At 71.9% G+C, this 22919-nt stretch carries 21 protein-coding genes; 11 read left to right on the top strand and 10 right to left on the bottom strand.

The window, feature by feature from the left end; translation table 11 throughout:
- Positions 1-58: 58 nt before the first annotated feature.
- The 4 genes from AB0L21_RS13920 to AB0L21_RS13905 are packed head-to-tail and all read left to right on the top strand — an operon-like array spanning position 59 to position 2468.
- Positions 59-229, top strand: coding sequence for a hypothetical protein (locus AB0L21_RS13920; RefSeq protein WP_165951826.1), 171 nt, complete (start codon positions 59-61; stop codon positions 227-229).
- On the top strand, positions 226-690 hold the full coding sequence (locus tag AB0L21_RS13915; protein WP_365699128.1) for a RidA family protein: 465 nt from the start codon (positions 226-228) through the stop codon (positions 688-690). Before AB0L21_RS13920 ends, AB0L21_RS13915 begins: the two co-directional genes overlap by 4 nt.
- Before the next feature lie 57 nt (positions 691-747).
- The gene (locus AB0L21_RS13910; protein WP_365699130.1) at positions 748-1641 is read left to right on the top strand and encodes an NUDIX hydrolase; all 894 of its coding nucleotides are present in this window, start codon (positions 748-750) and stop codon (positions 1639-1641) included.
- Entirely contained in the window at positions 1638-2468 is an 831-nt protein-coding gene (locus AB0L21_RS13905; protein ID WP_365699131.1) for an MBL fold metallo-hydrolase, read from the top strand. Before AB0L21_RS13910 ends, AB0L21_RS13905 begins: the two co-directional genes overlap by 4 nt.
- Here the strand turns inward: AB0L21_RS13905 and AB0L21_RS13900 are convergent.
- Both AB0L21_RS13900 and AB0L21_RS13895 read right to left on the bottom strand, forming a co-directional pair.
- Positions 2465-3286, bottom strand: a complete 822-nt coding sequence (locus AB0L21_RS13900; protein ID WP_365784071.1) for a nucleotidyltransferase domain-containing protein — start codon at positions 3284-3286, stop codon at positions 2465-2467. The two genes, AB0L21_RS13905 and AB0L21_RS13900, sit on opposite strands and share 4 nt — an antisense overlap.
- Positions 3287-3346: 60 nt before the next feature.
- Positions 3347-4021 (bottom strand): Crp/Fnr family transcriptional regulator, encoded by a 675-nt coding sequence (locus tag AB0L21_RS13895; RefSeq protein ID WP_014674022.1) that lies wholly within the window; start codon positions 4019-4021, stop codon positions 3347-3349.
- Positions 4022-4362: 341 nt separating this feature from the next.
- Here AB0L21_RS13895 and nth point away from each other — a divergent pair, with 341 nt between their 5' ends.
- The 3 genes from nth to AB0L21_RS13880 are packed head-to-tail and all read left to right on the top strand — an operon-like array spanning position 4363 to position 7303.
- Positions 4363-5340, top strand: coding sequence for an endonuclease III (gene nth / locus AB0L21_RS13890; RefSeq protein ID WP_365784069.1), 978 nt, complete (start codon positions 4363-4365; stop codon positions 5338-5340).
- A gap of 55 nt (positions 5341-5395) precedes the next feature.
- Entirely contained in the window at positions 5396-6091 is a 696-nt protein-coding gene (locus tag AB0L21_RS13885; protein ID WP_365699134.1) for a CoA pyrophosphatase, read from the top strand.
- A gap of 12 nt (positions 6092-6103) precedes the next feature.
- Complete coding sequence (locus AB0L21_RS13880; RefSeq protein ID WP_365784067.1) at positions 6104-7303, top strand: MarP family serine protease; 1200 nt, start codon at positions 6104-6106, stop codon at positions 7301-7303.
- A 15-nt stretch (positions 7304-7318) separates the two neighbouring features.
- On the opposite strand, the gene AB0L21_RS13875 is transcribed toward AB0L21_RS13880, so the two are convergent.
- The 6 genes from AB0L21_RS13875 to AB0L21_RS13850 form a co-directional block, all read right to left on the bottom strand.
- Positions 7319-7498: a hypothetical protein gene (locus AB0L21_RS13875; RefSeq protein WP_365784065.1), complete on the bottom strand. Its 180-nt coding sequence runs from the start codon at positions 7496-7498 to the stop codon at positions 7319-7321.
- 162 nt (positions 7499-7660) lie between these two features.
- Positions 7661-8584 (bottom strand): alpha/beta hydrolase, encoded by a 924-nt coding sequence (locus AB0L21_RS13870; RefSeq protein WP_365699136.1) that lies wholly within the window; start codon positions 8582-8584, stop codon positions 7661-7663.
- The gene (locus tag AB0L21_RS13865; protein WP_103814648.1) at positions 8581-9069 is read right to left on the bottom strand and encodes a phage holin family protein; all 489 of its coding nucleotides are present in this window, start codon (positions 9067-9069) and stop codon (positions 8581-8583) included. Before AB0L21_RS13865 ends, AB0L21_RS13870 begins: the two co-directional genes overlap by 4 nt.
- A gap of 78 nt (positions 9070-9147) precedes the next feature.
- Positions 9148-10584, bottom strand: a complete 1437-nt coding sequence (gene nhaA, locus AB0L21_RS13860; protein ID WP_365784063.1) for a Na+/H+ antiporter NhaA — start codon at positions 10582-10584, stop codon at positions 9148-9150.
- 205 nt (positions 10585-10789) lie between these two features.
- Complete coding sequence (gene acs, locus AB0L21_RS13855) at positions 10790-12745, bottom strand: acetate--CoA ligase (RefSeq protein WP_365784061.1); 1956 nt, start codon at positions 12743-12745, stop codon at positions 10790-10792.
- Between the two features lie 92 nt (positions 12746-12837).
- Positions 12838-15186: a SulP family inorganic anion transporter gene (locus AB0L21_RS13850; RefSeq protein ID WP_365784059.1), complete on the bottom strand. Its 2349-nt coding sequence runs from the start codon at positions 15184-15186 to the stop codon at positions 12838-12840.
- Positions 15187-15524: 338 nt separating this feature from the next.
- Between AB0L21_RS13850 and AB0L21_RS13845 the strand changes: the two genes are divergently transcribed.
- The gene (locus tag AB0L21_RS13845) at positions 15525-16790 is read left to right on the top strand and encodes a hypothetical protein (protein ID WP_365784057.1); all 1266 of its coding nucleotides are present in this window, start codon (positions 15525-15527) and stop codon (positions 16788-16790) included.
- 3 nt (positions 16791-16793) lie between these two features.
- On the opposite strand, the gene AB0L21_RS13840 is transcribed toward AB0L21_RS13845, so the two are convergent.
- Positions 16794-17774, bottom strand: a complete 981-nt coding sequence (locus AB0L21_RS13840) for an ATP-binding protein (RefSeq protein WP_365699144.1) — start codon at positions 17772-17774, stop codon at positions 16794-16796.
- Positions 17775-17875: 101 nt separating this feature from the next.
- Between AB0L21_RS13840 and AB0L21_RS13835 the strand changes: the two genes are divergently transcribed.
- Positions 17876-18700: an oxidoreductase gene (locus AB0L21_RS13835; protein ID WP_365699145.1), complete on the top strand. Its 825-nt coding sequence runs from the start codon at positions 17876-17878 to the stop codon at positions 18698-18700.
- 366 nt (positions 18701-19066) lie between these two features.
- Here AB0L21_RS13835 and AB0L21_RS13830 read toward each other — a convergent pair whose 3' ends face one another.
- A complete protein-coding gene (locus AB0L21_RS13830) occupies positions 19067-19897 on the bottom strand; it encodes an HAD-IB family hydrolase (protein ID WP_365784055.1) in 831 nt (276 codons plus the stop codon).
- A gap of 593 nt (positions 19898-20490) precedes the next feature.
- Here AB0L21_RS13830 and ssd point away from each other — a divergent pair.
- Together ssd and AB0L21_RS13820 are read left to right on the top strand one after the other, a co-directional pair.
- The gene (ssd, locus tag AB0L21_RS13825; protein WP_365784053.1) at positions 20491-21597 is read left to right on the top strand and encodes a septum site-determining protein Ssd; all 1107 of its coding nucleotides are present in this window, start codon (positions 20491-20493) and stop codon (positions 21595-21597) included.
- Positions 21594-22781, top strand: a complete 1188-nt coding sequence (locus AB0L21_RS13820; protein ID WP_365784051.1) for a TadA family conjugal transfer-associated ATPase — start codon at positions 21594-21596, stop codon at positions 22779-22781. Before ssd ends, AB0L21_RS13820 begins: the two co-directional genes overlap by 4 nt.
- Positions 22782-22919: the final 138 nt, after the last annotated feature.

Here is a 22919-nt window from a genome sequence, read left to right as displayed (position 1 = left end):
TAACGGGGGCCGTGGTGGGCCGCCGGACCCCCCGGTCACAGCGGCTACAGTCGCCCCCATGACCAAGAAGTGGGAATACCAGACCGTGCCGCTGCTGATCCATGCGACGAAGCAGATCCTGGACAGCTGGGGCGACCAGGGCTACGAACTCGTCCAGGTCGTGCCCGGGCCCAACCCGGAGTCGCTCGTGGCCTACCTGAAGCGGGAGAAGCCGGAGAAGGACGCGTGAGCGCGGTCGAGGCCAAGCTGGCCGAACTGGGTCTGACCCTGCCGGACGTCGTACCGCCGCTGGCCGCGTACCAGCCGGCCGTGCGGTCGGGGGTGTACGTCTACACCGCCGGCCAGCTGCCGATGGTGGAGGGCAAGCTGCCGGTCACCGGCAAGGTGGGCGCCGAGGTCACGGCGGAGGAGGCCAAGGAGCTGGCCCGCACCTGCGCGCTGAACGCGCTCGCCGCCGTGAAGTCCGTCGTCGGCGACCTGGACCGCATCGCGCGCGTGGTGAAGGTCGTCGGCTTCGTCGCCTCGGCGGCCGACTTCACCGGGCAGCCCGGTGTCGTCAACGGCGCCAGCGAACTGCTCGGTGAGGTGCTCGGCGACAAGGGCGTGCACGCCCGCAGCGCGGTCGGCGTCGCGGTGCTGCCGCTGGACGCGCCGGTCGAGGTCGAGATCCAGGTGGAACTCGCTCAGTAACCCCGCTGACCTCGGGTACCTCTCGAACATTCGCCCTACACGGGATAGCCTCCGGCCATGGCGAACGGTCAGTGGTACCCCCCGGAGTGGCCCGACCGCATCCGCGCGCTCGCGGACGGCACTCTCGCCCCGGTGACCCCGAGGCGCGCGGCCACCGTGCTGCTCCTGAAGGACACCCCGGACGGGCCGGTCGTCCACATGCTGCGCAGACGCGCCTCCATGGCCTTCGCCGGAGGCGCGTACGCGTATCCCGGGGGCGGCGTCGACCCACGCGACGACGACCGCCAGATCCGCTGGGCGGGCCCCACGCGCGCGTGGTGGGCCGAACGGCTCGGCGTCGACGCGGCGGGCGCCCAGGCGATCGTCTGCGCGGCCGTACGGGAGACGTACGAGGAGGCCGGTGTGCTGCTGGCCGGGCCCGACCCGGACTCGGTCGTCGGCGACACCACCGGCGACGACTGGGAGGCCGACCGCGCCGCCCTGGTCGCGCGCGAGCTGTCCTTCGCGGAGTTCCTCGACCGGCGCGGCCTGGTGCTGCGCTCGGACCTGCTGGGCGCCTGGACCCGGTGGATCACCCCGGAGTTCGAGGCCCGCCGCTACGACACCTGGTTCTTCGTCGCCGCCCTCCCCGAGGGGCAGCGCACCCGGAACGCCTCCACGGAGGCCGACCGCACGGTGTGGATCCGCCCCGAGGAGGCCGCCGCCGGGTACGACAAGGGCGAGCTGCTGATGATGCCGCCCACCGTCGCCACCCTGCGCCAGTTGCTCCCGTACCGCACCGCCGCCGAGGCGCTGGCCGGCGCGCCCGCGCGCGACATGACCCCGGTGCTCGCCCGGGCCCGCCTCCAGGACGGCGAGATCGTCCTCTCCTGGCCCGGGCACGACGAGTTCACCAAGCACGTCCCGACCGCTCCGACGCCCGCTGACACGACCGGTGGAGGCCCCGCATGACCGACGCAGCAGCCCTGCCGGGCCAGCCCCGGGGCGGAGTGCTCTCGGGCCCGGCCACCGAACGGGCCGTCAACGTGCTGGCGCCCAACGCCTCCGCGATGACCCTGGACGGCACCAACACCTGGATCGTCTCCGAGCCCGACTCCGACCTGGCCGTGGTGATCGACCCCGGGCCGCTGGACGACGGTCACCTGCGTAACGTCGTGGACACGGCCGAGAAGGCCGGCAAGCGCATAGCCCTGACCCTGCTCACCCACGGCCATCCCGACCACGCCGAGGGCGCCGCCCGCTTCGCCGAATTGACCGCCACGCGCGTGCGTGCCCTCGATCCGGCCCTGCGGCTCGGCGACGAGGGCCTGGCCGCCGGAGACGTCATCACCGTCGGCGGCCTGGAGCTGAGGGTCGTACCGACCCCCGGGCACACCGCGGACTCGCTGTCCTTCCATCTGCCGGCCGACCGGGCGGTGCTGACCGGCGACACCGTCCTCGGGCGCGGCACGACGGTCGTGGCGCACCCCGACGGCCGGCTCGGTGACTATCTGGACTCCCTGCGGCGGCTGAGGTCCCTGACGGTGGACGACGGCGTGCACACCGTCCTGCCGGGCCACGGGCCGGTCCTCGACGACGCCCAGGGCGCCGTCGAGTTCTACCTGGCCCACCGCGCCCACCGGCTCGCCCAGGTCGAGACCGCGGTGGAGAACGGCTACCAGACCCCGGCCCAGGTCGTCGCCCATGTGTACGCCGACGTCGACCGCTCGCTGTGGCCGGCGGCGGAACTGTCGGTCCGGGCCCAGCTGGACTACCTGAGCGAGCACGGGCTGATCTAGTCCGGGCGGGGTGCCTTCACGCCGTGCACGCGCGCGTACTCCGCCGCGAGCCAGGGGCCCAGGTCGTCGACGTACGAGCGCAGGACGTCCGGGTCGCCGACCGGTTCGTAGCCGTGCTCGGCCGCCGCGCGCAGCTGTGCGGCCCGCTGCGGGTAGTACACGCCGGACACCTCGGCCATCTCCCGCAGATCGCTGGTCCAGCCCTGCCAGCGGGGCATGACGAGTGTGAACGCGGTGCGGACGAGATGCCGGGACATGAAGCGCACGAGCGGCCGGCGGGCCTCCTCGGTGTCCTCCGTCCCCGCGATCCGCTCCCGCCAGCGCGGCAGCCACCGGGCGAGGTCGCCGTTGGTCTCGCGGGCCAGCAGGGAGTCGGGGCGGTAGCGGGGCAGGTGCTCGGCGAGGTCGTCGCCGAGCAGCGGGGTGCACAGGCAGGCGACGAACCAGCCCATGTCGTACCGCTCCAGGTCGCTCAGCAGCCGCTCCCGGCCGTAGAGCAGCGTGCCGACGCCGTCGATCTGCGGGAACTCCCGGTCGACCGCCTCCCCGAGAACGCGTACGGCGTCCCGGTCGGCGTCGGCCGGTTCCTCGCGCAGGGCGACCAGGAGGTCCAGGTCGCTGCGCCCCACGCGCGCGGTGCCACGCGGGATCGACCCGCAGAGGTAGGCGCTGTGCAGGCGCGCGCCGAAGACGGCCGGCAGCCGGTCGCGGACGGCGGCCACGACGGGGCGGAAGGCGGGCTGCACGCGCGCGAGGGAGCCTTCGCGGACGAAGCAGCCCTGGGTGTCGACGCCACTGCGGGCGGGGAGCGCGGTCATGGACCTACTGTGCCGTCCGCTCACGCCCTGGGCAGCGGGTTTTTACGGCCGGGCCCCGCGTCAGCGCGACCGCTTCGCCAGCCTCTCCACGTCCAGCAGGATCACGGCCCGCGCCTCCAGCCGGAGCCAGCCGCGCTGAGCGAAGTCCGCCAGCGCCTTGTTCACGGTCTCGCGGGAGGCGCCGACCAGCTGGGCCAGCTCCTCCTGGGTGAGGTCGTGGACGACGTGGATGCCCTCCTCGGACTGCACACCGAAGCGGCGGGAGAGGTCCAGCAGGGCGCGCGCCACACGGCCGGGGACGTCCGAGAAGACCAGGTCGGACATGGCGTCGTTGGTCTTGCGCAGGCGGCGGGCGACGGCGCGCAGCAGGGCGCCGGCGACCTCGGGCCGGGCGTTCAGCCAGGGCTGGAGGTCGCCGTGACCGAGACCGAGCAGCTTGACCTCGGTCAGCGCGGTCGCGGTGGCCGTGCGGGGGCCGGGGTCGAACAGCGACAGCTCGCCGATCAGCTCGCCGGGGCCGACGACGGCGAGCATGTTCTCGCGGCCGTCGGGGGAGGTGCGGTGCAGCTTGACCTTGCCCTCGGTGACGACGTACAGCCGGTCTCCGGGGTCGCCCTCGTGGAACAGGGAGTCGCCGCGTGCGAGGGTCACCTCACTCATGGAGGCGCGAAGCTCCGCGGCCTGCTCGTCGTCGAGAGCCGCGAAGAGCGGGTTGCGCCGCAGAACGTCGTCCACGAGTTCTCTCCTTGTCGACCTGCTCAGGGGATCTTGCTCCCCCGTGTGCCAGGGGTCCGTGTTCCCCATTTTGCCGGACGGTCCAAACAGTGTGATCTGTCACAAGGATGCCGCACAGGTGTCCCGGGGTAAGCGTCAGGGGTCCGATCGGGGGCCGCTCAGCGGGCTCCGGGGCGGATGTCGGTGCCGGGCTTTAGGCTGGCCGGGTGTCCAAATCGCCGGTGAGAGCACAGGGCAAGGGGGCTGGGCGGGTGGCTGCACGTCATGATTCCGCTGTGGGCGAACAGGATTCCGGTGGAAGTAATAAAACAGGCAAATCGGCTGAAAAGGCTGCCGCTGCCGTGAAGAAGGCCTCGGCTGCGAAGAAGCCGTCGGCCGCCAGGAAGACCCCCGCCGCGAAGAAGACCCCGGCCGCGAAGAAGACCCCCGCCGTCAAGAAGACCCCGGCCATGAAGAAGGCCGCCGTCGTGAAGAAGGCCGCGTCCGTGGAGAAGCCCGCCAGGAAGGCCGCCCCCGTCAAGAAGATCGCCGTCACGCCACCGTCCGGCGAGTCCCCCACCGCCCTGGTCCGCCGCGCCCGCCGGATCAACCGCGAGCTGGCCGAGGTGTACCCGTACGCGCACCCGGAACTGGACTTCGAGAACCCCTTCCAGCTGCTGGTCGCCACCGTGCTGTCGGCCCAGACCACCGACCTGCGCGTCAACCAGACCACCCCGGCGCTCTTCGCCAAGTACCCCGCCCCCGAGGACCTCGCCGCCGCCAACCCGGAGGAGGTCGAGGAGATCCTGCGCCCCTGCGGCTTCTTCCGCGCCAAGACCAAGTCGGTCATAGGGCTCTCCAAGGCGCTCGTCGAGAACTTCGGCGGCGAGGTGCCCGGCAAGCTGGAGGACCTGGTCACGCTGCCCGGCGTGGGCCGCAAGACCGCCTTCGTCGTCCTCGGCAACGCCTTCGGCCGTCCCGGGATCACCGTGGACACCCACTTCCAGCGGCTGGTGCGGCGCTGGCGGTGGACCGACGAGACCGACCCCGACAAGATCGAGGCCGCCGTCGGCGCGCTCTTCCCGAAGAGCGACTGGACCGACCTGTCCCACCACGTGATCTGGCACGGCCGCCGCATCTGCCACGCCCGCAAGCCCGCCTGCGGCGCCTGCCCCATCGCCCCGCTCTGCCCGGCCTACGGGGAGGGCGAGACCGACCCGGAGAAGGCGAAGAAGCTGTTGAAGTACGAGAAGGGCGGCTTCCCGGGGCAGCGGCTCAAGCCCCCGCAGGCCTACCTCGACGCGGGCGGCAGACCGGCGCCGCCGCTGGGGGCCGCGTGACGGAACGATCTCGGGGCCTTCGGGCGTTGGAGAGGACAGAGCGACGGGGGTGGCGATGACGAGGGCAAGTGACACACAGGGTGGTCCGGTGACGCTCAGCAAAGAAGGGCTGCCGGACTGGCTGGAGCCCGTCGTGCGCGCCGCCGAGACGATCCAGCCGCTCCAGCTGAGCCGTTTCCTCCCGCCGGAGAACGGCTCGGGGCGGCAGTCGGCCGTGCTGATCCTGTTCGGCGAGGGGGAGCGCGGCCCGGAACTGCTGCTCATGGAGCGCGCGGGCTCGCTGCGCTCCCATGCCGGGCAGCCGTCGTTCCCGGGCGGCGCGCTGGATCCGCAGGACGGCGATCCGCAGGGCGAGGGCCCCCTGCGGGCCGCGCTGCGCGAGGCCGAGGAGGAGACCGGGCTCGACCCGTCCGGCGTGCAGCTCTTCGGCGTGCTGCCGAGGCTGTACATCCCGGTCAGCGGCTTCGTCGTCACGCCCGTGCTGGGCTGGTGGCGCAAGCCCAGCCCGGTCGGCGTCGTCGACCCGAACGAGACCGCGCGGGTCTTCACCGTCCCCGTGGCGGATCTCACGGACCCCGCCCACCGCGCCACCGCCGTCCACCCCCGTGGCCACAGCGGCCCGGCATTCCTGGTCGAATCGGCCCTGGTGTGGGGTTTCACCGCCGGAGTGATCGACCGCCTGCTGCACTTCGCGGGCTGGGAGCGCCCCTGGGACCGCGGTAAGCAGGTCCCGCTCGACTGGCACGCATGACAGGGTGATCCCGTGAACGTGCTGGACATCCTGCTGCTGGTCGCGGCCGTGTGGTTCGCGGTGGTGGGCTACCGCCAGGGCTTCGTCGTCGGCATCCTGTCGGTGACCGGGTTCCTGGGCGGCGGCCTGGTCGCCGTGTACACGCTGCCCGTCATCTGGGACGCCGTGACCGGCAAGACGGAGGTCGGCACCACCGCCGCCGTCGTGGCCGTGGTCGTCGTGATCGTCTGCGCCTCCGTGGGCCAGGCCCTGACCACCCACCTCGGCAACAAGCTGCGCCGGCACATCACCTGGTCCCCGGCGCGCGCCCTGGACGCCACCGGCGGCGCCCTGGTCAACGTCGTCGCGATGCTCCTGGTCGCCTGGCTGATCGGCTCCGCCCTGGCCGGTACGACCCTGCCGACGCTCGGCAGAGAGGTGCGCGGCTCCAAGGTGCTCCTCGGGGTCTCCCGGGCGCTGCCCGCGCAGGCCGACACCTGGTTCGCGGACTTCTCCTCCGTACTCGCGCAGAACGGCTTCCCGCAGGTCTTCAGCCCGTTCGCCAACGAGCCGATCAAGGACGTGCAGCCGCCCGACCCGGCTCTGGAGAACAGCCCGGTCGCCTTCCGCGCCCAGCGCTCCATCGTGAAGGTCACCGGCACCGCCCAGAGCTGCGGCAAGGTCCTGGAGGGCACCGGCTTCGTCTTCGCCGACCGCCGGGTGATGACCAACGCCCACGTCGTCGGCGGGGTCGACGCGCCGCGTGTGCAGATAGGCGGAGAGGGCCGCAGGTACGACGCGAAGGTCGTCCTGTACGACTGGAAGCGCGACATCGCCGTACTGGACGTACCCGACCTGAGGGCGACCGCTCTGCGGTTCACCTCGCAGGACGCGACCTGGGGCGACGGCGCGATCGTCGCGGGCTTCCCGGAGAACGGCTCGTACGACGTGCGCGCCGCGCGCGTGCGCGGGCGCATCACCGCGAACGGCCCCGACATCTACCACCGCGGCACGGTCCGCCGCGACGTCTACTCCCTGTACGCCACCGTCCGCCAGGGCAACTCCGGCGGCCCGCTGCTCACCCCGGACGGCAAGGTGTACGGCGTGGTGTTCGCCAAGTCCCTCGACGACGCGGACACCGGTTACGCCCTGACGGCGGACGAGATCCAGGCCGACATCGAGCGGGGGCGTACGGCGAACGAGCAGGTGGGTACGGACAACTGCGCCCTGTAGGACGACGCGGCGCGTTCAGCCCCGCGGGTGACGCAGGCGCACCGAGACCCAGCGGGCCCGGCGGCGCAGGATGTGCGGAATCCCCACCCGGAGGCCCGCTTCCGCGAGTTGCGGGGTGCCTCGCTGAGGCGTGCTCAGGCCCGTGGCCGAGCGGCGGTTGCGGGGTGCGTCACTGTAGTCGTGCGTCCAGCCCATACCCCGACGTGTGCCCCCGCCCCAAGGTCGATAACCGCGTGTGCGCCCCCCAATTGGCCTATGCGGCAGGCATGTGGCCGTTCGGGGGACAACTGTTCAGGAAATCGGATACTCCACGCATCGAACCTTCACCGCACGGTCACCGGACGAGCGTCTGACGCCTCATCGGTCGGGCTCGGGATCCTTCAGCCAGTTGATCAGCTCGGTGGAGAACGCCACCGGGTCCTCCTCGTGCGGGAAGTGGCCGAGCCCGTCGAACAGCCGCCAGCGGTACGGCGCTTCGACGTACTCTCCCGAACCGGCCGCGCTGCGCGTCCGGGTCACCGGGTCCAGCGAGCCGTGCAGATGCAGCGTCGGCACCCGCACGGGCCGCTTCATCCGGCGGTAGAACTGCACACCGTCCGGCCGGGCCAGCGAACGCACCAGCCAGCGGTACGGCTCGATCGCGCAGTGCGCGGTCGACGGGATGCACATGGCCCGCTGGTACGTCTCCACGGCCGCGTCCTCCGGCAGCCGCGGCCCGGACCAGTCCCGGATCAGCCGGCCCGCCAGCGCGCCCCCGTCGGCGGTCAGTTGCCGCTCGGGGATCCAGGGCCGCTGGAATCCCCAGATGTAGGAGTTGGCGGCCGTCTGCCGGGCGTCCCGCAGCATCGCCGCGCGCCAGCGCCGCGGATGCGGCATGGACGCCACGGCCAGGCGCCGCACGAGCTTGGGCCGCATGGCCGCCGCCGTCCACGCCAGATAACCGCCGAGGTCGTGACCGACCAGCGCCGCGTCCGGCTCGCCGAGCGACCGGATCACCCCGGTGACGTCCAGCGCGAGGTTGGCGGGGTCGTACCCGCGGGGCGTGCGGTCACTGCCGCCGACGCCCCGCAGGTCCATCGCCACCGCCCGGTAGCCCGCGTCCGCGAGCGCGGTCAGCTGGTGCCGCCACGTCCACCAGAACTGCGGGAAGCCGTGCAGGAGCAGGACCAGCGGGCCGTCGCCGAGTTCGGCGATGTGGAAGCGCGCGCCGTTCGCGGCGACGTCCCTGTGACTCCAGGGACCTTCGATCCGTACGGCCGAGGGAGCGGCGGGGTCCGTCATGACGACGAGCGTGCCACAGCCTCGATGGCCGCGGGAGCCCGGTCCTCGGGCAGCTCCGGACGCGGGTGCGGCTTGGCGTTCTGCAGGACGCCCGCCGACTGCTTCATCGAGGCCGCCACCTTCTGCGGGCCCTTCCCCTTCTTGGCCTTCTTCGCGAACACCGTGCCGATGAGCGCGAGGAGGCCGGCGACCAGCACGTTGGCCGCGAAGGACAGCACGAAGCAGATCGCCAGGTTCCAGTGGCTCCAGGTGCGGATGCCGTAGGCGAGGGCGAAGTTGAGCATCGGCAGGGAGAACACCAGTACCGCGCCCGCCATCGAGAAGGCGCCGCCGCTGACCGCGCCGCGCTTCACGTCCTGCTTGAGCTGGGCCTTGGCCAGCGCGATCTCGTCGTGCACCAGCGCCGACAATTCGGTCGTCGCCGAGGCGAACAGCTGGCCGATGCTGCGTTCGGCGCCGACCGGGCTGCCGTCGGGTGCGCTCATCGCGTTCTCCCTCAGAGGTCTCTCGTGGGTCCTACGTACCGTCTTGCGTACCGTCTTGATTTGTACCGTCTCGTCAGATCATGCCGGACGGCCGTCCTCCTCGCCTGCCCCGCCCGGCACTTCCTGAAGCCCGTGGCGCGCTTCGGCGGCCAGCCGGCGGTGTTCGGCGGCCTTGCGCTCGTGGATCTCGGCCATCCGAAGGTGGTACGCCGGGTCGTCCTGCTCGTAGACGTCCGGGATGCCGTCGAGGTCCTCGTCGCGCTCCTCCTCCTCGCACATCCTGCGGTACTCGGCGTTGCGCAGCTTCAGCAACACCGTCGCGCACGCCGCGGCGATCAGCGACCCGGTGAGGACGGCCGCCTTCACCTCGTCCGTCAGGACGGCGTCGCCCTCGAAGGCCAGCTCGCCGATGAGCAGCGAGACGGTGAAGCCGATCCCGGCGAGCGACGCCACCGCGAAGACGTCGGCCCACGCCAGGTCCTCGCTGAGCTGCGCGCGGGTGAAGCGGACGGTCAGCCAGGTGCCGCCGAAGATGCCGGCCGTCTTGCCCACGACCAGGCCGAGCACCACGCCGAGCGTCTCGGGTCTCGCGAACACGTCCCCGAGCGCCCCGCCGGATATCGACACGCCGGCGCTGAACAGCGCGAACAGCGGTACGGCGAGCCCGGCCGACAGGGGCCGCAACAGATGCTCGATCCGCTCGCCCGGCGAACGCTCCTCACCCTCCCGGGTGGTGCAGCGCAGCATCAGGCCCATCGCCACGCCGGCGATGGTGGCGTGCACGCCGCTGTTGTGCATCAGCGCCCAGACGACGACGCCGAGCGGCACGTACACGTACCAGCCGCGTACGCCCCTGCGCAGCAGCAGCCAGAAGAGCGCGAGGCCGGCGGCGGCCCCGCCGAGGGCGGCGAAGTTCAGCCGGTCGGTGAAGAAGACCGCGATGATCAGGATCGCGAAGAGGTCGTCGACGACCGCCAGGGTGAGCAGGAAGGCGCGCAGGGCGCTGGGCAGCGAGGTGCCGATGACCGCGAGGACGGCGAGCGCGAAGGCGATGTCGGTGGCGGTGGGCACCGCCCAGCCCTGCGTGGAGCCGTGCCCGGCGACACTGGTGAGGGTGTACACGAGGGCCGGTACGGCCATCCCGCACAGCGCCGCCACGACGGGCAGCACGGCCGCCCTGGGGTCGCGCAGGTCGCCGGCGACCAGCTCGCGCTTGAGCTCGATGCCGGCGACGAAGAAGAACACGGCGAGCAGGCCGTCGGCGGCCCAGTGCGCGACGGAGAGGTGCAGGCCGAGGGCGCTGGGGCCGGCGTGGAAGTGGCTGACCGTCTCGTAGCTGTGGTGGATGCCCGGGACGTTCGCCCAGACCAGCGCGGCGACGGCGGCGAGGAGCAGCAGCACACCGCCGACGGTCTCCGTACGCAGCGCGTCCGCGACGAAGGAGCGCTCGGGCAGCGACAGGCGGCCGAGGACCTTGCGGGGGGTGGTGCGGGGGCGGGTGCGGGGCGCGGTCACGGGAGACCTCCGGGGGCAGGCGGAACTCACATGCCGACCAGACTTCCCGGCGCACCTGGCGTGCCGCTGCGTACGGCACTTTGTTTAGTTTACCTAAAGTGCCGCGTGCCGGGTCCGGCGATCTTCACCGTAGACGCCCGAGGGGCACCCGGCACGTTCGCCGGCCGGGTGCCCCTCGGGGTGCCGCTCAGTCCTCCGGATCCGTTCAGTCCTCGCTGGGTGCCGCGGGCAGCTTGGCCTGGATGAGGTCCATGACCGTGGAGTCCGTCAGCGTGGTCACGTCACCGAGCTGGCGGTTCTCGGCGACGTCCCGCAGCAGGCGGCGCATGATCTTGCCGGAGCGGGTCTTCGGCAGCTCCGCCACCGGCAGGATCCGCTTGGGCTTGGCGATCGGGCCGAGCGTGGCGCCGACGTGGTCGCGCAGCTCGCCGATGAGCGCTTCGTTCTCCGAGACGGTGCCGCGCAGGATGACGAACGCGACGATGGCCTGGCCGGTGGTCTCGTCGGCGGCGCCGACGACAGCGGCCTCGGCGACCGACGGATGCGAGACGAGCGCCGACTCCACCTCGGTGGTGGAGATGTTGTGCCCGGAGACGAGCATCACGTCGTCCACCCGGCCCAGCAGCCAGATGTCCCCGTCGTCGTCCTTCTTCGCGCCGTCACCGGCGAAGTACTTGCCCTCGAAGCGGGACCAGTAGGTGTCGATGAACCGCTGGTCGTCGCCCCAGATGGTGCGCAGCATCGACGGCCACGGCTCGGTCAGCACCAGGTAGCCGCCGCCGCCGTCGGGCACCTCGTTCGCCTCGTCGTCGACGACGGTCGCGCTGATGCCGGGCAGCGGACGCTGCGCCGAACCGGGCTTGGCCTCGGTGACGCCGGGCAGCGGCGAGATCATCATGGCGCCGGTCTCGGTCTGCCACCAGGTGTCCACGACCGGCGTCCTGTCGGCGCCGATGTGCTTGCGGTACCAGATCCACGCCTCGGGGTTGATGGGCTCGCCCACCGAGCCGAGGACACGCAGGGAGGACAGGTCGAACTTGGCGGGGATGTCGTCGCCCCACTTCATGAACGTCCGGATCGCGGTCGGCGCCGTGTAGAGGATCGTGACCTTGTACTTCTGCACGATCTCCCAGAACCGGCCCTGGTGCGGGGTGTCCGGCGTGCCCTCGTACATCACCTGCGTCGCGCCGTTGGCCAGCGGGCCGTACACGATGTACGAGTGCCCGGTCACCCAGCCGACGTCGGCCGTGCACCAGTACACGTCCGTCTCCGGCTTGAGGTCGAAGACCGCCCAGTGGGTGTAGGCCGCCTGGGTGAGGTAGCCGCCGGAGGTGTGCAGGATGCCCTTCGGCTTCCCCGTGGTGCCGGAGGTGTAGAGGATGAACAGCGGGTGCTCGGCCTCGAACGCCTCCGGGGTGTGCTCGGCCGGCTGGCGGGCGACGATGTCGTCCCACCACACGTCCCGGCCCTCGGTCCAGGCCACCTCCTGGCCGGTGCGGCGGACGACGAGCACGTGCTCGACGTTGTCCACCTTGCCGATCGCCGCGTCCACCGCCGGCTTGAGCGCGGACGGCTTGCCGCGCCGGTAGCCGCCGTCGGCGGTGATGATCACCTTGGCGTCCGCGTCCTGGATCCGGGTCGCGAGCGCGTCCGCCGAGAAGCCGCCGAAGACGACCGAGTGCGCGGCGCCGATCCGGGCCGAGGCCAGCATCGCGACGGCGGTCTCCGGGATCATCGGCATGTAGATGGCGACGCGGTCGCCCTTCCGCACGCCCAGCTCCAGCAGGGCGTTGGCGGCCTTGGAGACCTCGTCCTTCAGCTCCGCGTAGGTGATCGACCGGCTGTCGCCGGGCTCACCCTCGAAGTGGATGGCGACGCGGTCCCCGTGCCCGGCCTCCACATGCCGGTCCACGCAGTTGTAGGCGACGTTGAGCTCGCCGTCCTTGAACCACTTCGCGAACGGCGGGTTCGACCAGTCCAGCGTCTCGGTCGGTTCCTTGGCCCAGGTCAGCCGGCGGGCCTGCTCGGCCCAGAAGCCGAGCCTGTCAGCCTTGGCCTGTTCATACGCCTCCGCGGTGACGTTGGCGTGCGCTGCCAGGTCGGCCGGGGGCGCGAACCTGCGTTCTTCCTTGAGCAGGTTGGCCAGGCTCTCGTTGCTCACGACATCTCCCTTTCGAAGGGTGTCCGTTGTGTCCCAGGCCACAGCTCATCAGACGCGGGGGTCCGATGACAAGGGTCGACGGCAAAATTGGTTTAGACCTGTCTGTGGCTCGTGACCCGCACCGCTTCGCGTGCCTCCTCACCTCCGTCGATGCCTCCCGCGACGTCCTCGAACACCGCTTGCTCCTCCGTCCCCGCGAGCAGATACGCCTGGGCCTCGCCCACATGGAAATACATGCCGTGCAGTTCCAGTGCCCCCTCGGCCAGCGCCCGGGCCACCGATTCGTGCGCCCTCAGATGCGCCAACTGCTGGACCACGTTGGTCAGACACAGCAGCTCCACCGCGTCCGCGGGCTCCCGGCCGGCCAGCCGGGGCCGCTCGGGGTGATCGCCGGCCGTCCGCGCCAGGCTCGGCAGCCCGTGCCGCAGCCACCGCTGGAGCGGGGTGCTGTCCCCCTGGCCGGCCCCCGTGGTCAGCAGTGCCTGCATCGCCCCGCACCCGGAGTGCCCGCACACCGTGATGGAGCGCACCCCGAGCACGTCCACCGCGTACTCGATGGCGGCGGCCACCGAGTCGTCGCCGTGGTCCTCGCCCGGCGGCGGCACCAGGTTGCCGACGTTGCGGACGACGAACAGGTCGCCGGGACCACTGGCGGTGATCATGGACGTGACGAGCCGGGAGTCGGCACAGGTCAGGAAGAGCTGGGAGGGCCGCTGACCCTCCCGGGCGAGCCGCGCCAGCTCCTCACGCACCAGCGGCGCGGTGTTCCGCTGGAACGAGCTGATGCCACGGGCCAGTTCCCGGCCGGCCCCCTGCCCTTCCGGAGCGGCGGGGGCTCCGGCGAAGCAGGCCTGGTGGTTGCGCCAGGGGGTCCAGGGGCGGCACCGGCACTCGGTGGCCGGGGCCTGCTCGGCGGTCCGGATTCCGTCGCGCCGGCCCGCCAGCTCGGCCGTGCCTCCCCGAGCGGTGTGGGAGCTGCGCCAGTCCTGCAGCGACTCGTACGCCGCGTGGTCCATGAACGAACCGTCCAACTCCACGACGGCGTGGGCGCCTTGGGGTACGAGATGCAGGGTTCTGCTGAGCCGGGGCACCGCGAGGAAGGTCAGCTGACCTCGGACGCGTACGTGATGGACTCCTTCCTTCTCGTGGTGGGTGATGCGGGTGCGGGCGAGGCGGTGCAGGGCGACGGCGACCGCCACGGCGACCCCGAGGAACACGCCCTGCAGGACGCCGAGGAGCACCACGCCGAGTGTGGTCGCGGCGTAGACCGGCACTTCGCGGTGGCGCGTCACCGTGCGGATGTGGTGCAGGGACACCATCTGGATGCCGACGGCCATCACCAGGGCGGCGAGGGAGGCGAGCGGGATCTCCTCCAGGATCGGGACCATCAGCAGCGCGGCGACTACTACGAGAACGCCGTGCAGCATCGTGGAGTTCCGGCTGACGGCACCTGAGTTCACATTCGCGGTGCTGCGCACCGCCACGCCCGCGATCGGCAGCCCGCCGAGGGCACCGGAGACGATGTTGGCGGCGCCCTGGCCGAGCAGCTCCCGGTCCAGGTCCGAGCGGCCGATGCGGGACTGGGGGCCGGTGCGGGCGGCGACCAGCTTGTCCACGGCCACCGCGCCGAGCAGCGACTGCACGCTGCACACCAGGGTGGTGGTGAGCACCGCGGCCACCAGGCCGAGCGCCGGACCCTCGGGCAGTCCGGCCAGGGCGTGGCTGTGCCAGGACGGCAGTTCGACCCGGGGCAGGCTCAGGCCCGTGAGGGCGGCGGTCGCGGCGGCTCCGGTGACGGCGACGAGGGCGGCCGGCACCCTGCGCAGCAGCCGGCCGGCGCGGCCGGGCAGGCGGGGCCAGGCCAGCAGCAGGGCCAGGGTCAGCGCGCTCATCGACACGGCGGCCGGGTGCAGGCCCGCCAACTGGGCGGGCAGGGCCCGCAGGTTGGCGAGGACGGAACTGTCCGGGCTGCCGCCGAGGACGATGTGCAGCTGGGCGACGGCGATGGTGATGCCGATGCCGGCCAGCATGCCGTGCACCACGGCCGGGCTGACCGCGAGTGCGCCGCGCGCCACCCGCAGGCAGCCGAGGCCGAGTTGGGCGAGGCCGGCCAGGACGGTGATGCCGCAGGTGGCCCGCCAGCCGTAACGGTGGATCAGGTCGGCGGTGACCACGGTGAGTCCGGCGGCGGGACCGCTGACCTGGAGGGGGCAGCCGCCCAGCCGCCCGACGACGATTCCGCCGACGGCGGCGGCGACGAGTCCGGCCTGGAGCGGGGCGCCGGTGGCAAGGGCGATGCCGAGGGAGAGCGGCAGGGCGATCAGGAAGACCGCGACGGCCGCGGACAGGTCGGCGCCCGCGACGGTGAAGCGGCGGCGGGCCGGTGCGGGGTTGTGCGGCGGGTGGGGGTGCTGGGTGTGAGGGGGTGCGCAGGCGGACATGTTCCCGTCTCCTCCGGGGCGGCGCGGTCGCGGACTGGGTGGGACCCGCGGCGATGGGCGGGCTCGGTCGCGGCCGTGGGTCACGGCGTACAGCGGCGGGATGGATCAATGATCGGTAAAAGAACCGTAATGCCACGTAAAGCCAGAGCATAGTTTTCTCGGGCAAAAGGGGTGGAAGATCGCCCGCTGGAGTGAAGTGAGCATTTGATCGGCTTGTCGTACTAATTCCTTCTCGGCCCCGTGCGACCTTGGCGACGCTGCCGGAGCGAACCCGGCACATCACCCGAAAACGGCCCTCGTCAGCGTGTGCCTGAGAGAAGGAAGAAGGTGGGCGGAACATGGCCGCCACCCAGAGGATCGCCGTCGGCGCCATGGTCGCCGCGGCCTGTGCGGCGTCGTTCGCCGGTTGCGCGACCGACTCCAGCGGCGCGAAGGAAGGGGCGCCCGGCCCGGGGCAGGGGGCGCCGGCGCCGGGCAGCGTGCTCCGGCTGATCGGCGACGGTTCCACCGCCTACACCGGATCCCAGCCGCATCTGCCCCGGCCCGAGCGGCTGGGCCCCGGTCAGAAACCCCCGCAGTTCGTCGTGTTCTCGTGGGACGGCGCGGGTGAGGACAGCCAGAAGCTGTTCTCGCACTTCCGCAAGGTCGCCAAGGAGAACAACGCGACCATGACGTACTTCCTCAGCGGCGTGTACCTGCTGCCGGAGGAGAAACGCGACCTGTACAAGCCCCCGCAGCACTCGCCGGGCAGCTCCGACATCGGCTTCAACGACGAGCAGGGCATCACCGACACCCTCAAGCAGGTACGGCTGGCCTGGTTGGAGGGCAACGAGATCGGCACCCACTTCAACGGCCACTTCTGCGGGCCCGACGGCGGGGTCGGCACCTGGTCGGTGGACGAGTGGAAGAGCGAGATCGCCCAGGCCAAGAAGTTCGTGAAGTCCTGGCGGACCAACACCGGGATGAAGCGGACGGCTCCGCTGCCCTTCGACTACGACAAGGAGCTGATCGGCGCCCGCACCCCCTGCCTGGAAGGCCGGAAGAACTTCATCAAGGCCGCCCGCCAGCTGGGCTTCCGCTACGACTCCAGCGGAGTCGACAACCAGGTCTGGCCCAAGAAGAAGGAGGGCCTGTGGGACCTGTCGATGCAGCTGGTGCCCTTCCCGGGCCACACCTATGAGCAGCTGACCATGGACTACAACTTCATGGTCGGCCAGTCCGGCACCAAGACCCAGGGCGACCCCGACAAGTTCGACTACTGGGGCGCCCAGATGCGCGACGGACTGATCAAGGGCTTCTACCGCGCCTACGACGGCAACCGCGCGCCCCTGATCATCGGCAACCACTTCGAGTCCTGGAACGGCGGCACCTACATGCGCGCCGTCGAAGACGTGGTCAAGGAGGTGTGCACCAAGCCCGAGGTGCGCTGTGTCTCCTTCCACCAGCTGGCCGACTGGCTGGACGCCCAGGACCCGGGGACCCTCGCGAAGCTGCGCACCCTGAAGGTGGGCGAGGCCCCCCGGCAGGGCTGGGCGTCCTTCCTGTCCGGCCGCCCGGCTCCGGCGCCCAAGGGCGTGCCCGGGGCGCCGGCGGACGAACCGTAGAGATCAGGCCGGCGTCGCCACACTCTCGCCGAGCACGAAGTGGGGGTCGACCTGCGCCGCCAGGTCGGCCCCGGTGCGCTCGTTGCCCCAGGACTCGGCGTTCTTCAGGTGGAAGTGCACCATCTGGCGGGTGTAGCGCTCCCAGTCGCGCTGCTCGTAGGTGGCGTCGACGGTGGTCTTGAGCAGGTCCAGAGCGCGGGCGTTGGCCTCCTCCAGGAGTGCGAACCGTGGCGGACGGCCCTTCTCCATGGCGCGCACCCAGTCCGAGCGCCCGACCGTCACGAGCAGGTCGTCCCCGACCTCGTCGCGCAGGAAGTCGAGGTCGTCGGGGTCCTGGATCTTGTTGCCGACGACCTTGAGGGCGATGCCGAAGTCGCGGGCGTACTCCTTGTACTGGCGGTAGACGGAGACCCCCTTCCGGGTCGGCTCGGCGACGAGGAACGTCATGTCGAAGCGGGTGAACATGCCGGAGGCGAAGGAGTCCGAACCGGCCGTCATGTCGACCACGACGTACTCGTCGGGGCCGTCGACGAGGTGGTTCAGGAACAGCTCCACCGCTCCCGTCTTGGAGTGGTAGCAGGCGACCCCCAGGTCGGCGTCCGTGAAGGGGCCCGTGACCATCAAACGGGCGGCGCCGCCGTCGAGTTCCACCGGGCGCGCGCAGGCGTCGTAGACCGGGTTGGGCTCGCGCACCCCGACCAGCCGCGAACCCTCGCCGGGCGGAGTCGTCTTGATCATCGTCGCGGCCGAGGCGATGCGCGGGTTGGTGCCGCGCAGGTAGTCCTTGATCAGCGACAGCTGTTCGCCCATGGCGGGCAGCGCCGACGCCTCCTCCTCGCCGAGGCCGAGCGCGGGGCCGAGGTGCTGGTTGATGTCCGCGTCGATGGCGACCACCGGGGCGCCCGAGGCGACGAGACGGCGGATGAAGAGGGAGGAGAGCGTGGTCTTGCCGCTGCCGCCCTTCCCGACGAAAGCAATTTTCATGTTCACCAACAGTAGTCGTGCGATGGCTGTGCGTGGCACCAGGCAGTGAAGAAGACCACTCCTTCGTGGGGTGGGCCGATGGGGTGCGTAGTGTCGTACTCATGAGTACGACAGGCGCGACCGCCGATCCGCTCGCGGCCCTGGGCTCGCTGCCCGGTGTGGCCGAGTCCGTTGAGTCCGTGCGCCAGGCCGTGGACCGGGTCTACGGGCACCGGGTCATGCGACGTCGCAGCAACGAGATCACCTCCGAGGCGGCCCTGCGCGGCGCCCGCGGCTCTGCGGCGCTGTCCGGCGCGGACTGGGCCCTGGAGGAGGTGCGCCGCCGCACCGACTTCGGCGTCGACGCCGAGGCCCGTGTCATGGGTGCGGCCCTGCGGCTCACCGCGGAGGCGGGACAGCTGCTGTCCATCTGGCGCCAGTCGCCCCTGCGGGTCCTGGCCCGGCTGCACCTGGTGGCCGCGGCGAGCGACGAGGACCAGGTCGGCAGGCCACGTCTGGCGGGCGAGCCGGTCGACGAGCCGCTGGTCGAGCTGCCGCTGCCGGACGCCGAGGAGGTCTCGGGCCGACTGGAGGGGCTGGCGGACCTGATCATCGCCGGCACCTCCGCGCCCGCGCTGGTCACGGCCGCCGTGGTGCACGGCGAACTGCTCGCACTGCGCCCCTTCACGCACCACAACGGCCTCGTCGCGCGCGCGGCCGAGCGGATCGTGCTGATCGGCAGCGGACTGGACCCGAAGGCGGTCTGCCCGGCCGAGGTGGGCCACGCCGAACTGGGCCGCGCCTCCTACCTGGCCGCTCTGGACGGGTACGTCTCCGGCACCCCCGAGGGCATGGCCGCCTGGATCGCCCACTGCGGCCGGGCGGTCGAACTGGGCGTACGCGAGTCGACGGCGGTCTGCGAAGCGCTGCAGCGGGGCGCGGCCTGAGAAAAAGGCCGGACGACGGAAGCCCCGGACGGCGGGGCTTCCCGGCAAAGGGTTGCGGCGGTACGAGTGCTCGTACCGCCGCTGGCATGATCACCGGGTTACCAGGCGTCCTCGATATGTCGCCCATCAGGTCGGGATGCTTTGCCCGTCACCTGGTGCGGCTGGCCCGTAATCGACGGGTCGACGTCGCGTGGGTGCCCGGTGTTCATGCTGGGTCCGTGGGGCCAATGCGTAGTGGTAGGGGATCCTCTCGGATGTCCTTTGGTCTCGCGGGCCTAGGTTCTTTGTACCGCGAGCCGGGAGGAAGCGGAACCCCTGCCTGCACTTCTTTACTTTCAGGTTCAAACAGGGTGAAACGGGCGCGGTTCAGGCGGTGCCACGGCGCCGACTCGTGTACCAGACGAGGCCGGCGGTCGCCGCTGCCGCGCCTATGGCCGCCGCGGCGACCAGCGCCGGGCGGGGCGGGACGGAGAACGCGGAGAGCCGTTTCTTGAGGCGGACCGGGTGGCGGAACTCCAGAATCGGCCACCCGCGGGCGAGTGCCTCGCGGCGCAGCGCGCGGTCCGGGTTCACGGTGTGCGGATGCCCGACGGCCTGGAGCATCGGCAGGTCGGTCGCCGAGTCGCTGTAGGCGTAGCAGCGGTCCAGGTCGTAGCCCTCGGACGCGGCCAGCTCTCTGACGGCCTCGGCCTTCGTCGGGCCGTAGGCGTAGTACTCCACCTCTCCGGTGAAGCAGCCGTCCTCGCCGACGACCATGCGGGTGGCGACCACTCGGTCCGCGCCCAGCAGTTCGCCGATCGGCTCGACCACCTCGGCGCCCGAGGTGGACACGATCACCACGTCCCGGCCGGCCGCGTGATGCTCCTCGATGAGGGAGGCGGCCTCGTCGTAGATGATCGGGTCGATCAGCTGGTGCAGGGTCTCGGCGACGATCTCCCGCACCTGCTGGACGTTCCAGCCGCGGCACAGCGCGGAGAGGTACTCGCGCATGCGCTCCATCTGGTCGTGGTCCAGACCGCCGGCCAGGAAGACGAACTGGGCATATGCGGTACGCAGCGCCGCCCTGCGCTTGATCAGCCCGCCTTGGTAGAAGGACTTGCTGAAGGTGAGGGTGCTGGACTTCGCAATGACCGTCTTGTCCAGGTCAAAGAAGGCCGCTGCGCGGGGCAAGGAGTGGTTTTCCACGCCCCCGAGCATAGGCGCCCACCATTCGGCGTAAGGTGGGGCGCGTGGGTTTGCCTGAGAGGGCTCTCGGGTACACCATGGAAGTCACGGATCGTTCGCGACCGTGCTAACCCGGTCCGACTCCTCCCCCCCCGAGTCGGCCGTGGGGACGACCCCCGCTCTCCCCCCCGGCGGGGGTCGTCGCATGTCCGGATGGGTTTTCTCCCTCCCCCCTCCTTCTTCACGCGGCTGTACGGCCGGCATCGCGCCGCCGTGGCCGCGTCCTCGACATGCCCATGATCGGTGACGGTCCGTAATCGTCAGGCTGCTCTGTGGATATCGCACACGGATCAGCACGAGGGTCACCGGTATGGGTGACGAAGATATTCACAGGGTCCGGGTTGTCCACAGTTATCGACCAAGATCCACATTATTTCGCGGATCGCTGCACCGTGATTCCAGCGCACTCCCGCCGCGGCGAGTTCATGGCCGGGTCCGATTGCCGGAGCGCGTATGGCCGGTTCCTATCGGCCGTTCATATGGAGGCCGCTTGCCGGTTCTTCACAGCTTTGGGAATCGCGTGGCCGCAGGGGCTGCGCGGCCCGCGCAGCGAAGGGGGAACACCCGTGACCGGAACCGTCACCCACGACCCGCCGCCCGGCTCCGCAGACCGGCCCGGGCGGCCGCTCATCGTCACCGAGGACGCCGTCCTCCTGGACGATCTGCTGCGCCTGTGCGCGGCGGCGGGCGCCACACCCGAGGTCCACCACGGCGTACCGGAATCCGGCGACGGCTGGGCGGCCGCCCCCCTCGTACTCGTCGGAGACGACGCCGCCCACCGGATGCGCGGCACCGCCCGCCGGCCGGGGGTGGTGCTGGTGGGCCGCGACCAGGACGACCCGGGGGTGTGGAAACGAGCCGTCCAGATCGGCGCCGACCACGTCCTGATGCTCCCCGACGGCGAACCATGGCTGGTCGACCGCATCGCCGACGTCGCCGAGGGCATCGGCCGCCCGGCCCTCACCGTCGGGGTGATCGGCGGCCGGGGCGGGGCCGGCGCGTCCACGCTCGCCTGCGCGCTCGCCGTCACCTCCGCGCGCGAGGGACTGCGCACCCTCCTGGTGGACGCAGATCCGCTGGGCGGCGGACTCGACGTACTCCTCGGCGGCGAGAGCGCCGAAGGCCTGCGCTGGCCCGCCTTCGCCGCCTCCCGGGGCCGGGTCGGCGGCGGCGCCCTGGAGGAGTCGCTGCCCGAGCTGCACTCCCTGCGCGTGCTCAGCTGGGACCGCGGCGACTGCGTCGCCATTCCGCCTCCCGCGGTCCGCGCGGTGCTGGCAGCCGCCCGGCGGCGCGGCGGCACGGTCGTCGTCGACCTGCCCCGACGCCTCGACGACGGGGTCGCCGAGGCCCTCGCCCAGCTCGACATGGGGCTGCTCGTCGTCCCGGCCGAGCTGCGGGCCGTCGCAGCCGCAGGCCGCGTCGCCTCCGCCGTCGGAATGGTCGTGCGGGACCTGCGGGTGGCGGTCCGCGGGCCGTACGCACCCGGCCTGGACGACCACGAGGTGGCCCGGCTGCTCGGCCTGCCGCTGGCCGGCGAGGTGCCCGTCGAACCGGCGCTGCTGCGTCCGCGCGGCGGCGCCAAACCGCCGGGCGCGACCGGACGCGGACCGCTCGCCCGCTTCTGCGCGCACTTCTGGGAGCGCGCGCTGGTCGAGACGGGAGGCATCCGATGACGCTGCCCGGACTCGACCGGGCCGACGGCGCGGCCCTGCTCGACGGCGTCCGCCGCCGGCTCGCCGAGAGCGGCGCCGAACCCACCCCCGCGCGGGTGGCCCAGGCCCTGCGCGAACAGGGCCGGGTGCTCGGCGACGCGGAAGTACTCGGCGCGGCCGCGCACCTGCGGTCCGAACTCGTCGGCACCGGCCCTCTGGAGCCGCTGCTCGCCGACCCGGACGTCACCGACGTCCTGGTCTCCGCCCCGGACCGGGTCTGGGTGGACCGCGGCGGCGGCCTGGAGCTGACCCCGGTGACCTTCCCCGACGCGGCGGCCGTACGGCGTCTCGCGCAGCGGCTGGCCGCCGTGGCCGGACGCCGGCTGGACGACGCCCGGCCCTGGGCGGACGCCCGGCTGCCCGACGGCACCCGGCTGCACGCGGTGCTGCCCCCGGTCGCCGTCGGCTGCGCCTGCCTCGCCCTGCGGGTGGTACGGCCCCGGGCCTTCACCCTGGAGGAGCTCGTCGCGGCCGGCACGGTGCCGCCCGGCGGCGACCGGATCCTGAGGGCACTGCTCGATGCCCGGCTGTCCTTCCTCGTCAGCGGCGGCACCGGATGCGGCAAGACGACGCTGCTCAGCGCGCTGCTCGGGCTCGTCGGACCGGGCGAGCGGATCGTGCTCGCCGAGGACTCGGCCGAGCTGAGGCCGGACCACCCGCACGTCGTCCGGCTGGAGACCCGGCCCGCCAACCAGGAGGGCGCCGGTCTGGTCACCCTGGAGGACCTGGTGCGGCAGGCACTGCGGATGCGGCCGGACCGGCTGGTCGTCGGCGAGGTGCGCGGCCCCGAGGTCGTGCATCTGCTCGCGGCGCTCAACACCGGCCACGAAGGAGGCTGTTGCACGGTCCATGCCAACGCGGCGGCGGATGTACCGGCCCGGCTGGAGGCGCTGGCCACGGCAGCCGGGCTGGACCGCGCCGCACTCCACAGCCAGTTGGCGGCGGCCCTTTCCGTGGTGGTGCACCTCGTACGGGACCGGTCCGGGCGGCGCCGGATCGCCGAGGTGCACGTGCTGGAACGGGACACCACCGGGCTGGTGCGGACGGTGCCGGCCCTGCGCTGGGGCGAGCGGGCGTTCGTTCGGGAGCGGGGGTGGGAGCGGTTGCGGCAACTGGTGGGGGACGCGGGGGAGTTCGGGGAGTGAGGGGTGGGGACCGGCGGGCGGGTGGTGTGAGGGGCCCGTTCTGGTCCGGCGAGTGGGTTCTGGGGTCAACTGCGTTCCGGAGCGGTGTGTTCGGGGGGCGTTCGGCAGATCAGATCGTTCGGCGGTCAGTGGCGGGTC

This window comes from Streptomyces sp. NPDC052721, assembly GCF_040678315.1.
Lineage (GTDB): Bacteria > Actinomycetota > Actinomycetes > Streptomycetales > Streptomycetaceae > Streptomyces.
The sequence above is the reverse complement of the archived record's forward strand: the minus strand, read 5'-3'. Positions and strand labels throughout refer to the sequence as shown.